The 12,342-nt window shown below is 66.6% G+C and carries 9 protein-coding genes; 3 read left to right on the forward strand and 6 right to left on the reverse strand.

The window, feature by feature from the left end:
- Positions 1-17 precede the first annotated feature (17 nt).
- The 3 genes from EPK82_RS00340 (at position 18) to EPK82_RS00350 (ending at position 5,060) form a co-directional block, all read left to right on the forward strand.
- A complete protein-coding gene (locus EPK82_RS00340; RefSeq protein WP_037056239.1) occupies positions 18-1,388 on the forward strand; it encodes a DUF1329 domain-containing protein in 1,371 nt (456 codons plus the stop codon).
- A gap of 201 nt (positions 1,389-1,589) precedes the next feature.
- Positions 1,590-2,687 carry a WD40/YVTN/BNR-like repeat-containing protein gene (locus tag EPK82_RS00345; RefSeq protein ID WP_394346176.1) on the forward strand — a complete coding sequence of 366 codons (1,098 nt, stop codon included), beginning with the start codon at positions 1,590-1,592 and terminating at the stop codon, positions 2,685-2,687.
- An 18-nt stretch (positions 2,688-2,705) separates the two neighbouring features.
- Positions 2,706-5,060, forward strand: a complete 2,355-nt coding sequence (locus EPK82_RS00350) for an efflux RND transporter permease subunit (RefSeq protein WP_047586334.1) — start codon at positions 2,706-2,708, stop codon at positions 5,058-5,060.
- A gap of 363 nt (positions 5,061-5,423) precedes the next feature.
- Here EPK82_RS00350 and EPK82_RS00355 read toward each other — a convergent pair whose 3' ends face one another.
- The 6 genes from EPK82_RS00355 to EPK82_RS00380 are packed head-to-tail and all read right to left on the reverse strand — an operon-like array spanning position 5,424 to position 12,207.
- Positions 5,424-7,064: a protein BatD gene (locus EPK82_RS00355; RefSeq protein ID WP_134675454.1), complete on the reverse strand. Its 1,641-nt coding sequence runs from the start codon at positions 7,062-7,064 to the stop codon at positions 5,424-5,426.
- The gene (locus EPK82_RS00360) at positions 7,061-8,809 is read right to left on the reverse strand and encodes a VWA domain-containing protein (RefSeq protein WP_134675455.1); all 1,749 of its coding nucleotides are present in this window, start codon (positions 8,807-8,809) and stop codon (positions 7,061-7,063) included. The genes EPK82_RS00355 and EPK82_RS00360 overlap by 4 nt, the downstream gene beginning before the upstream one ends.
- Positions 8,806-9,804, reverse strand: a complete 999-nt coding sequence (locus tag EPK82_RS00365) for a vWA domain-containing protein (RefSeq protein ID WP_134675456.1) — start codon at positions 9,802-9,804, stop codon at positions 8,806-8,808. Before EPK82_RS00365 ends, EPK82_RS00360 begins: the two co-directional genes overlap by 4 nt.
- Positions 9,797-10,291 (reverse strand): DUF4381 domain-containing protein, encoded by a 495-nt coding sequence (locus tag EPK82_RS00370; RefSeq protein WP_134675457.1) that lies wholly within the window; start codon positions 10,289-10,291, stop codon positions 9,797-9,799. The genes EPK82_RS00365 and EPK82_RS00370 overlap by 8 nt, the downstream gene beginning before the upstream one ends.
- On the reverse strand, positions 10,288-11,247 hold the full coding sequence (locus EPK82_RS00375) for a DUF58 domain-containing protein (protein ID WP_134675458.1): 960 nt from the start codon (positions 11,245-11,247) through the stop codon (positions 10,288-10,290). The genes EPK82_RS00370 and EPK82_RS00375 overlap by 4 nt, the downstream gene beginning before the upstream one ends.
- Positions 11,248-12,207, reverse strand: coding sequence for an AAA family ATPase (locus EPK82_RS00380; protein ID WP_037056217.1), 960 nt, complete (start codon positions 12,205-12,207; stop codon positions 11,248-11,250).
- Positions 12,208-12,342 lie beyond the last annotated feature (135 nt).

Below are 12,342 nucleotides of genomic sequence, written 5' to 3' on the forward strand. Positions count from 1 at the left end.
TTCACGGAGAATTACCCATGCTGAACAAGCACAGGCTGATGGCCGTAGCCGTTGCGCTGGCGTTTTCCGCCGGCTCTGCACTGGCTGCCGTTTCCCCGCAGGAAGCTGCCAAACTCGGCGACACCCTGACGCCCTTCGGTGCCGAGAAAGCCGGCAATGCCGCTGGCACCATCCCGGCCTGGACCGGTGGCATCACCAAGGCACCGGCCGGTTACACCCGCTCGGGCCAGCATCACGTCGACCCGTTCCCGGAAGACAAGCCGCTGTTCACCATCACCGCGGCCAACCTGAGCCAGTACGAGGCCAACCTGACGCCAGGTCAGATCGCCATGTTCAAGGCCTACCCGGAAACCTACCAGATGCCGGTCTACCAGACCCGTCGCTCCGGCTCGGCGCCGCAGTGGGTCTACGACAACACCGTCAAGAACGCCACCAGCGCCAAGCTGGTCGACGGCGGCAACGGCTTCTCCGATGCCTATGGCGGCATCCCGTTCCCGATTCCGCAGAACGGCGTGGAAGCGCTGTGGAACCACATCGCCCGTTATCGTGGTACCTACATCGTGCGTCGTGCCTCGGAAGTGGCGGTACAGCGCAATGGTGCCTACTCGCTGGTGACCTCGCAGCAGGAGGCCATGTTCAAGTACTACGTGCAGAACGGCTCCTTCGCCGACCTGAACAACATCATGTTCTACTACCTGTCCTTCACCACCAGCCCGGCGCGTCTGGCCGGTGGTGCGGTGCTGGTTCACGAGACCCTGGATCAGGTCAAGGAACCGCGCCAGGCCTGGGGTTACAACGCCGGTCAGCGTCGCGTGCGTCGTGCGCCGAACCTGGCATACGACACGCCGATCGCTGCCGCCGATGGCCTGCGTACCGCCGACGATACCGACATGTTCAACGGTGCTCCGGATCGCTACGACTGGAAACTGGTGGGCAAGAAGGAAATCTACATCCCGTACAACAACTACAAGGTCACCAGCCCTGAGGTTAAGTACGAGGACCTGCTCAAGGTCGGTCACCTGAACCCGGCGCTGACCCGCAACGAACTGCACCGCGTCTGGGTGGTGGAAGGCACGCTGAAATCGGGCGCCCGTCACATCTACTCCAAGCGCACCCTGTTCCTCGACGAGGACAGCTGGCAGGCTGCAGTGGTCGATCAGTACGACGGTCGCGGTGAGCTGTGGCGCGTATCCATCGCCTACCTGAAGAACTACTACGACCTGCCGACCACCTGGTCTGCCCTGGACGTGTTCCACGATCTTCAGGCGCGTCGTTACCACGTGCAGAACCTGGACAACGAAGAGAACAACACCATCGACTTCAGCCAGGCCATTCCGGACGACGGTTACTTCAAGCCGGCTGCGCTGCGTCGTCGCGGCACGCGATAATAGTCGTGTAGCCTCGCGCCAAGGCCGCTACAGTAGTAGCGGCCTTTTTCGTATCAGCTTCGCGAATAGGCTTCTATAACGCGGGTTCTGCCTTAACAAAACATAACGTCGCGCTAATTGTCAGGGCTTTCCTAAGCTCGCTAGGATGGGCGGCCTGCTATTGAGAGCAGTACCGCCTATAACAAGAAAGGGGGAAGGTATATGAGTGAGCCCGTCATGCGGCGCACCCAGTCCGGTCTGACGCCCACTACGGCGCACAAATCGGCGCTTCGTGTCCATTCGCCGCTGGCTAAAGCGCTCTCGCTGTGCAGTGTGCTTTCCGTTCTGGCTTTCACCGCCGTGCCTGCATACGCCGAGACGTCGTCGACAGCGGCGGAGGCCGGCTATGCCATCGAGTCCGCCAAGGCCGTACACAGCCTGCTGCAGGACGTCGTCAACACTGGCGAACGCCTGGTAGCCGTCGGCGACCGTGGCCACATTCTCCATTCCGAAGACCAGGGGCAGAGCTGGGAGCAGGCCAAGGTGCCGACCCGGCAGATGCTCACCTCGGTCTTCTTCGTCGATCCCAAGCACGGCTGGGCGGTCGGTCACGATGCGCAGATTCTCGTCACCAGCGACGGCGGTCTGACCTGGACCAAGCAGTTCGAAGACCTCGAGCGCGAGGCGCCGCTGCTGGATGTCTGGTTCAAGGACCTGCAGACCGGTTTCGCGGTGGGCGCCTACGGTGCGCTGCTGGAAACCAGCGACGGCGGCAAGACCTGGGAAGACGTCAGCGATCGCCTCGACAACGAGGATGCCTATCACCTCAATGCCATCACCGCGGTGAAGGATTCCGGCCTGTTCATCGTCGGCGAGCTGGGCCAGATGTTCCGTTCCGCCGACTGGGGGCAGACCTGGGAACGCATCGAAGAGCCGCCCTACGAGGGCTCGCTGTTCGGCGTGCTCGGTACCGACCAGAGTGGCACCTTGCTCGCCTACGGCCTGCGCGGCCACCTGTTCCGCTCCGCCGATTTCGGTGACAGCTGGCAGCAGATCTCGCTGCACACCCCCAACAATGGCCCGCTGGAGTTCGGCCTGGCCGACGGTACGCTGCTCCGCGACGGCAGCATCGTGGTCGTGGGCCACGGCGGCACCGTGCTGCGCAGTACCGACCACGGGCAGAGCTTCAGCCTGATGAACCGTCCCGACCGCCTTTCGCTGGCCGGGGTGACTGCACTGGATAACGGCAACCTGATCCTGGTGGGGCAGGGCGGCGTTCACCTCGCCGCTTCGACCGGCGCCGATCTGGGCCAACAATAACAAGCCGGGAGCCTTTGCATGACCAAGCATCAACAAAAGCCTGCTTCTTATCTCGAGCGGCTGATCTTCAACAATCGCCCGGCGGTGATCCTGATCTGCCTGCTGATCAGCATCTTCCTGTTCTACCAGGCTGCCCAGGTGCGCCCGCAGACCAGCTTCGAGAAGATGATTCCGCTGGGCCATCCGTACATCCAGAAGATGCTCGAACACCGTAACGACCTGGCCAACCTGGGCAACACGGTGCGCATCTCGGTGGAAGCCACCGAAGGCGACATCTTCAGCAAGGAGTACATGGAGACGCTGCGGCAGATCCATGACGAGGCCTTCTACATTCCCGGCGTCGATCGTTCCGGCCTCAAGTCGTTGTGGAGCCCCAGCGTGCGCTGGACCGAAGTGACCGAGGAAGGCTTCGCCGGTGGCGAGGTGATTCCGCAGACCTACGACGGTTCCGCCGACAGCCTCGAGGAGCTGCGCAGCAACATCCTCAAGTCGGGGCAGATCGGTCGCCTGGTGGCGAACAACTTCAAGTCCAGCATCGTCGACATTCCTCTGCTCGAGTCCTATCCGGACCCGGCCGACCAGAGCAAGCTGATCAAGCTGGACTACCAGAAGTTCTCCCACGAGCTGGAAGAGAAGATTCGCGACAAGTACCAGGCGCAGAACCCCAATGTGCAGGTGCACATCATCGGTTTCGCCAAGAAGGTCGGTGACCTGATCGACGGCCTGGTCGGCGTGGCGCTGTTCTTCGCCGTCGCCATCGGCATCACCTTCGTCCTGCTGCTGTGGTTCACCCACTGCTTCAAGAGCACGCTGGCGGTGGTCATCACCACCCTGGTGGCGGTGATCTGGCAGCTTGGCCTGCTGCACACGCTGGGCTTCGGTCTGGACCCTTACTCGATGCTGGTGCCGTTCCTGGTGTTCGCCATCGGTATCTCGCACGGGGTGCAGAAGATCAACGGCATCGCCATGGCCTCCGGCGAAGCGACCGATGCGCTGTCCGCAGCGCGCATGGCCTTCCGTCAGCTGTTCATCCCCGGGCTGGTCGCGCTGCTCTCCGATGCCGTCGGCTTCGTGACCCTGCTGCTGATCGATATCGGCGTGATCCGCGAGCTGGCCATCGGTGCGTCCATGGGCGTGGCGGTGATCATCCTGACCAACCTGATCCTGCTGCCGGTGGTGATCTCCTACATCGGCATCGGCAACCGTGCCGTGAAGAAGAGCCGCGAGGAAGCCGCCAAGGACCATCCGCTGTGGCGTGCCATCTCCAACTTCGCGCACCCGATGGTGGCGCCGATTTCCGTGGTGATTGCCGTGGTGGCCCTGGCCGGTGGCGTCTGGTACGGGCAGAACCTGAAGATCGGTGACCTCGACCAGGGCGCGCCGGAGCTGCATCCGGATTCGCGCTACAACCTGGACAACGACTTCGTCATCCGCAACTACTCGACCAGCTCCGACGTGCTGGTGGTGATGATCAAGACCGCGACCGAGCGTTGCTCCACCTACGAAGCGCTGTCCGCCATGGACGAGCTGATGTGGAAGATGGAAAACACCCAGGGCGTGCAGTCGGCCATCTCCATGGTCACCGTGTCCAAGCAGGTGATCAAGGGCATGAACGAGGGCAACCTGAAATGGGAAACCCTGTCGCGTAACCAGGATGTGCTGAACAACTCCATCGCACGTGCCGAAGGCCTGTACAACGCCGACTGCTCGGTGGCGCCGGTACTGGTGTTCCTCGAGGACCACAAGGCCGAGACGCTGTCGCGTGCCGTGGCTGCGGCCGAGGCGTTCGCTGCAGAGCACAGCACCGATGACCTGCAGGTCGTGCTGGCCGCCGGTAACGCCGGTATCGAGGCCGCCACCAACGAGGTGATCGCGGCATCCGAGACCACCATGCTGATCGCGGTCTACGCGGCCGTGAGCATCATGTGCCTGCTGACCTTCCGCTCCCTGGCGGCGACGCTGTGCGTGATCCTGCCGCTGGTGCTGACCTCGGTGCTGGGCAACGCGCTGATGGCCTTCATGGGCATCGGCGTGAAGGTCGCGACCCTGCCGGTGATCGCGCTGGGCGTCGGTATCGGTGTGGATTACGGTATCTACATCTACAGCCGCCTGGAGACCTACCTGCGTCAGGGCATGACGCTGCAGGAGGCCTACTACGAGACGCTCAAGTCGACGGGCAAGGCGGTGCTGTTCACCGGCGTCTGCCTGGCCATCGGCGTGGCCACCTGGATCTTCTCGGCGATCAAGTTCCAGGCCGACATGGGCCTGATGCTGACCTTCATGTTCCTCTGGAACATGATCGGTGCGATCTGGCTGCTGCCGGCGCTGGCGCGTTTCCTGATCAACCCGGAGAAGCTGCGCGGCAAGGCCTGATGCCTGTAGCGCAGGACGAGAACCGCGGCCCCAGGGCCGCGGTTTTTTTATGCGTGTTGCATGAGGGGCGATATGGGCGCGGGTAGGGGGCTTGGCTGGTGCCTGGGATCGCCCGCAAGCGGGCTCCTACGGAGTGGGTGGGCGGCAATGCGCGGGGCTGTGCTCGGTTCCTAGGGCGTTGGCAGGTTGCGAATTGCCTTGCACGGTTCATCGCCTTGCCACTGTTGGTCGGTCTCGCTGTGCGGCGTGCCGTCGGGTGCATCGGGTGCGTCCGTCAGCGGTACGTAGTGCGCCGCCATGTCAGGGTTTACGCGAGGGATCGCCCGTAAGCGGGCTCCTACGTAGTGTGTGCGGCTGCGTTTGCTAGCGCGGATACAGCGGCGGCAACGCGCTGCTGTCCTGCGGGGCGGCGCTCGGTTCCTGCGCTGCCGGCAGGTTGCGAATCGCCTTCCACAGCTCATCGCCTTGCCACTGCTGGCCGGTCTCGCTGTACAGCGCGCCGTTGAGGCCATCGAGCGCGTCCGACAGCGGCACGTAACGCGCCGCCATGTCGGCCAGGGTTTCCGGTTGCTGTCGCGCCCAGGCATCGAGCGCGTAACGGGTGGCCTGGGCATCGCCCGCCTGGCAGGCGCGCTTGAGGTCGTCGAGCAGCGTGCGCGGGCTGGGGCCCGCCTGTGCGGCCCGCTGGATGGCCGGTTGGCGTCGGGCGCGCCACCACAGGGCGAAGCCGAGCAGGGTGCTCAGGCCGAGCAGCGCGCAGGCCAGTTGCCAGGGCCACAGCTCGGGCACCTCCTGTGGCTGTGCGACGGGCAGGTTCGCCGTGGGGCTGTCCTCGCCCTGCAGCTGAGGGTTCTCGGCCACCTGCAGGGTGCGTGCCGGCAGCGTCGTCCGCTCCAGGCTGTCGCTCTGCGTGTTCCACCACACCACTTCCAGCGCCGGTAGGGCGATGTCGCCGCTGCGGCTCGGCACCAGGGCCTCGCGTTCCTCGCGCGTGCCGACCACGCCGCTCTCGCTCTTCTGGTCGCTCAGTTGCGGCTGGTCCGGGTAGCGGCGCAGGCCTTCGACCTGGGTAGCCGGCAGCGGCGGCAGCTGGGCGCTGGACAGGCCATCGACCTTGAGGATCAGGCGGCGGGTCAGCGAGTCGCCGACCTGGCTCTGTTCCGGCTGCGGGTTCCAGGTTTCCGCCAGGCCCAGCGCCCGTGCCGGCAGCCAGGGTGCATCGGCGGGATAGTCCGCCGGCTTGGCCTTGACCCGCAGGGGGATGTCCGGCGACTTGACCCGCGAGACCTTGCCCGCACGCGGGCCGAAGGGCAGGAAGTCATCGTTGCGCGAGCGGTCGACCAGGGTGGCGCTGAAGGTCTGCCCCGGAATCACCAGTTCGCCGCTGCGCTGCGGGTAGATGGCGTACTGCAGTTCGATCACGCCGTGGCGCACGCCGCCGATGCGCTTCTCGTAGGTGCGCGGCTCGCCCAGCTGTTCCACGCGCGCGTCCTGCATCTGCAGCGGCGTCAGGGTGCTGTCGTCGTACATGGACACCGAATGGTAGATGCGCAGCGTCAGCACGGCCTGTGCCTGCACGTAGACGCTGTCCTGGTCGAGGCTGGCATCGATGTACACCGGGGCCAGCTTGGCGCTGCCGCTGGCGTCGCTGACCGCATCGACGGTGAGGGTGATGGGCAGGGTCTCGGCGTCTTCCAGGCGGATGGGCGGAATCACCACTTCGCCGCTGCGCCGGGGTTGCAGGGTGAGGATCCAGCGGGTGCTGGCGCGGGGCGTGTCGCCGATGCTGCTCAGGCGATTGACCTGGCGGCTGCCGAGGACTTCGAAGTTCTCGTCCAGCGGGCTGAAATCGGGCCGTCCGAAACGGGTCGGGTCGGTCGATTCGAGGGTCAGCACGACGGTCTCCCCCTCGCTCAGGCGCGTGCGGTCGACGCTGGCGAAGAAGGCATCGGCGCAGGCCTGGCCGCTTACCAGTAGAAGAAGCAGGAAGAGGAAGCGCTTCATCGGCTTGAGTCCTGACGCTGTTGCTGTTCATACCAGAATTTGCGCCGCAGCAGTTCGGCCGGGTCGTCCGGGATCTGCCGCAACCATTGTTCCAGGGCCTGGCGACGCTCTGCGGCGTCGCCCAGATCGCCCTCGGTGACGGCGCCCTGGCCCGGCTCGCTTGGCTCCGCCGGAGCGCCCGTATCCGGCTGCGTGCCACCTGCGCTTGCATCCTGGGCATCGCCGTCGCTGCCGCTGTCATCGCGGCTGCCGGATTGGCCGGGCTGCGCAGGCTGGCCGTCGGCGGGCTGAGCGCTTGCGTCCTCGTGCGGTTCGCCGGTGTCGCCCGAGGCGTCGTCCTGCTGCTGCGCAGACGCATCGCCGCCGTTCTGCTGCTGATCCTGGCGCTGGCGCAGCGCCTCTTCCACCAGCGCCTTGTTCTGTTGTGCTGCGGTCAGTTCCGGCTGGCGCTCCAGGGCCTGTTCATAGGCATCCAGCGCCGCTTCCAGTTCGCCGGACTTGGCCAGCGCGTTGCCGCGATTGTAGTGATCGGCGGCCGTGTCGCCCTGGGCGAAGCGCTCGGCGGCACCGGCGTAGTCCTCGGCCTGGTACAGCGCGTTGCCTTGCCACTGCGGGTCGACGAAACGCTCCGCGGCCTCGGCCGGGCGCTGCGCCTGCAGCAGGCGCTGGCCTTGCTGGTCAGGGCGCAGCCACAGGTCGTCCAGTTCGAAGGCCTGGCTGCTCTGCGGCGGCAGCATCAACAGCAGCGGCAGGCAGAACAGCCAGCCGCGACGCCCCGCGCAGGCCGCGAGCAACAGCAACGGCAGCAGCAGCCAGTAGCCCTGGTCGACATGGCTGTCGAGCTGCGTGGGCTCCTGTGCCGCCCGCAGTGCCTGGGGGGCGTCGAACAGGCCGAGGCGCCTGAGGTCGTCGTCATCCACCCGTATCTGGGCGTAGCGGCCGCCGTTGCTCTCCGCCGTTTCGCGCAGGCTGCGTGCATCCAGGCGGGGCACCAGGATGGCGCCGCGCTGATCCTTGAGGAAGCTGCCGTCTTCCTGCACCACCGGTGCGCCTTCGCGGCTGCCGACGCCAAGGATCAGCAGCGGCACCGCACGTTTTTCCAGGGCCTGGCGGATGCCGCTGCGTTCCTGTTCATCCAGTGCGCTGCCGATCAGCAGGATGCGACCCTGGCCGAGCTGCGCCTGATCGAGCATCTGCAGGGCGCGCACCACCGCCAGGTCGGCACGGCGGCCGGGTTCGGGCATCAGCGACGGCTTGAGCGCCTCGAGCAGGTTGCGGCTGGTGGCCAGGTCATCGGACAGTGGCACCAGGCTGTGTGCGCTACCGGCGTAGACGATGATCGCCGTCTGCGCATCGCGCCGCGCCTCGAGCAGGTCGAGCAGCTTGCGCCGCGCCTGTTCCAGGCGATTGGGGTGGCCATCGCTGGCGAGCATCTGCGGGGTCAGCTCGAGCACCACCAGCAGCGGATCGGCCGGTTTCTGGTTGCTCTGCTCGACCCGCTGCCAGCTGGGCCCCAGCAGTGCGCCGATGGCCAGCAACCAGGCCAGGCCCAGGGCCACCCAGGGCAGGCGGCTGGAGCGGCCATCACCGCCCTTGAGCAGCACCTGATGAAAGGCGGCGGGAAGCAGCAGCTGCCAGCGGCCGCTGGCCCGTTCACGGTGCCACAGGCGCCACAGCAGCCAGGCCAGCAGGGGCAGCGGCAGCAGCCACAGCGGGCGCAGCCATTCCGGCCACAGCGCCATCATGCGCGCCTCCGCAGCTGGTCGGGCCACAGCACCTGGCCGACCAGCAGCAGCGAGCCCAGCAGCGCCAGCGCCAGTGGCCAGGCGTACAGCGCCAGGGCAGGGCGGGCGAGAGTCGGTTGCTGGGCTACGGGCTCCAGGCGGTCGAGGCTGAGCTCGATCTGCTCCAGCTCGGCCTGGCTGCGTGCGCGGAAGTATTCGCCACCGGTGGCATCGACGATCGCGTGCAGGGTCGGTTCGTCCAGTTCGAGGCCACTGTTGAAGCCCAGCGCGCCAGCCAGGCCGTCTTGCTGAGGGTCGGCGCCGATGCCGATGGCATAGATGCGCACGCCTTCATCGGCGGCCAGTTGCGCGGCCACCAGCGGCTCGATGCTGCCGCCGTTGTTGGCTCCGTCGGTGATCAGCACCAGTACGCGGCTCTGCGCCGGGCGCTGGCGCAGGCGCTTGACCGCCAGGCCGATGGCGTCGCCGATGGCGGTGTTCTTGCCGGCGATGCCGATCAGCGATTCCTCCAGCCAGGTGCGCACGGTGGTGCGGTCGAACGTCAGCGGTGCCTGCAGGTAGGCCTGGCTGCCGAAGAGGATCAGGCCGACGCGGTCACCACGGCGGCCATCGATGAAATCACCGAGCAGGCGCTTGACCAGCTCCAGGCGGCTGATCGGCTCGTCGTCCCATTGCATGTCGGCGTAATCCATCGAGCCGGACACATCCACCGCCAGCAGCAGGTCGCGGCCGCTGGCCGGCAACGGCAAGGGTTCGCCGACCCACTGCGGGCGCGCCGCCGCGCACAGCAGCAGGCACCAGAGCAGCACCAGCGGGGCCTGCTGGCGCCAGCTGGGCAGGGCGGCGCGGGCGCGGCGGCCACTCAGGGCCTGCAGTTCGTCGAGGAAGCTGACGCGCAGCGCCGCATCGCCGCTGTCGGCGGCCGGCAACAGCAGGCGCAGCAGCCAGGGCAGCGGCGCCAGGAGGAAGACCCACGGCCAGGCGAACTCAAACATGCTTGCGAATCCACACGGCAATGGCCTGGTCGAGCTCGGCGATGGCCTTGTCGCTCAGCGTGCACTGCGGCTTGTAGCTGCCTTCGACCAGAATCATCCAGCGCGTCAGGCCGGCGGCCGGGCAGCGGTTGTCGAGGAACGCCAGCCAGGCGCGACTGCTCAGCACGTGGCTGCCGCTGTCCGGATAGCGTTCGCGGCACAGTCGCTTGAGCAGGGCGTTGAGCTGTTGCAGCCAGGGGCCGGCCGGCGCTGCGTCGTAGGGTTTGCTCAGCCGCGCCAGTTCGTCCAGCGCGGCCTGGCGCAGCGGGTCCAGGTCGTTCTCGAGCTGCGCCCTGGGCGGACGCTGGCGCCAGCGCCGAAGCAGCTGCCAGAGTCCCCAGCCGAGCAGCGGCAGCAGGGCCGCCAGCAGCCACCAGCCCGGTGCTGGCGGCCACCAGGGCACGGGCGCCGGTTCGATCAGCGGCTGCAACTGGTCGATGGGGTTCATAGGGTTTTTCTCGGGTGCAGCGCGCCGAGCTGCTCCTGCAGCTGTTCGATCAGCTCGAACTGCGTGCTGAGCGGCAGCAGCGGTACGCCGAGCTTCTGCGCCAGGCGCTGCCAGCGTGCTTCACGCGCCTGGGCCTGGGCACGATAGGCCTGGCGCAGGTCGCCGTTGTGGCTGTCGACTTCCAGCTGCATGCCGCCCTGGGTGAAGCGCAGCAGGCCGGCGGCCGGCAGGGCATGATCCAGCGGGTCCGACATCGGCAGCAGGAGCAGGTCGGTATGCCGGGCGAGCAGGCTGAGTTGCTGCTCGGCGTTATCGCTCAGGGCGCGCTCGTCGCACAGCACGATCACCAGGCTGCCGGGGCGCAGCACTTCGCGGGCACGGCGCAGGGCCAGGCCGAAGTTGTCACGGGCGAGGTTGGCCTGGCTGTCGGGCCCCAGCGCCTGGTTGGCGCGGGCCAGCAGGTTGAGCAATTGCAGCAGGCTCTGCTTGCTGCGCCTTGGCTTGACTTCATGGTGCTCGTCGTCGGCGAAGACCAGGCCGCCGATGCGGTCATTGTGACCGAGCGCGGCCCAGCCGATCAGCGCGGCCGCACGGGCGGCGAGCACCGACTTGAAGCACTGCCCGGAGCCGAAGAACAGGCGCTGGCTCTGTTCGGCGATGATGAAGATCGGCCGCTCGCGTTCTTCGTGGAACAGCTTGGTATGCGGTTCCTGGGTGCGCGCGGTGACGCGCCAGTCGATGGTGCGCACGTCGTCGCCGGGCTGGTAGACGCGCACCTGGTCGAAGTCCACGCCGCGTCCGCGCAGCCGCGAATGGTGCAGGCCGGTGAGCGGGCTGCGCCGTGCGGGGGTGGAGAACAGCGGCACCTCATGCGCCTTGTGGCGCATCTCGATCAGCTCGCCGAGATCGACCTGGATGCCCGCCTGCAGCTTGTGGCTTGCAGCTTGCGGCTGCATCTATGCCACCGCCACCACGTCGAGGATGCGCTGGATCACGCGGTCCTGGTCGACGCCCGAGGCTTCGGCCTCGAACGACAGGATGATGCGGTGGCGCAGCACGTCGAACAGCACTGCCTGGATGTCTTCCGGGCTGACGAAATCACGCCCGGCCAGCCAGGCGTGGGCGCGTGCGCAGCGGTCGAGGGCGATGGAGCCGCGCGGGCTGGCGCCGTAGGCGATCCAGTCGGCCAGCTCGGCGTCGAACTTGGCCGGGGTGCGGCTGGCCATGACCAGTTGCACCAGGTATTCCTCCACGGCATCGGCCATGTACAGGCCGAGGATTTCCTTGCGTGCGGAGAATATCGCCTGCTGGCTGACCCGGTGCTCCGGCTTGGCCTCACCGTTGAGGGCGTCGCCGCGTGCCTGGGCGAGGATCTTGCGCTCGACCGCCGCGTCGGGAAAACCGATCTTCACATGCATCAGGAAGCGGTCGAGCTGCGCTTCGGGCAACGGATAGGTGCCCTCCTGCTCGATCGGGTTCTGCGTGGCCATGACCAGGAACAGCGGCGACAGGTCGTAGGTGCTGCGTCCCACCGACACCTGGCGCTCGGCCATCGCCTCGAGCAGCGCCGACTGCACCTTGGCCGGTGCCCGGTTGATCTCGTCGGCCAGCACCAGGTTGTGGAAGATCGGCCCCTGCTGGAACACGAAACTGCCGGTTTCCGGACGATAGATCTCGGTGCCGGTGATATCGGCCGGGAGCAGGTCAGGGGTGAACTGGATGCGGTGGAACTCGCCTTCGATGCCTTCGGCCAGTTCCTTGATCGCCTTGGTCTTGGCCAGGCCCGGTGCGCCCTCGACCAGCAGGTGGCCGTCGGCGAGCAGGGCGATCAGCAGGCGCTCGATGAGCTTCTCCTGGCCGAGGATCTGGGTGGAGAGAAATTGGCGTAACGCGACCAGCGCTTCACGGTGTTCCATCGTCGGGCTCTTCTGGCGGATGGGCAAGGCGCACTGCGACCTCGCGTGCAGACCGCCGACTTTAATGCATTTGCGCCTTCAGCCGCTATGCATGGCGCGGGTGATGCACCGCCTGGTGAAAGAAATGAGCGACGC

The sequence above is a fragment of the Ectopseudomonas khazarica genome (assembly GCF_004521985.1).
GTDB classification, from domain to species: domain Bacteria; phylum Pseudomonadota; class Gammaproteobacteria; order Pseudomonadales; family Pseudomonadaceae; genus Aquipseudomonas; species Aquipseudomonas khazarica.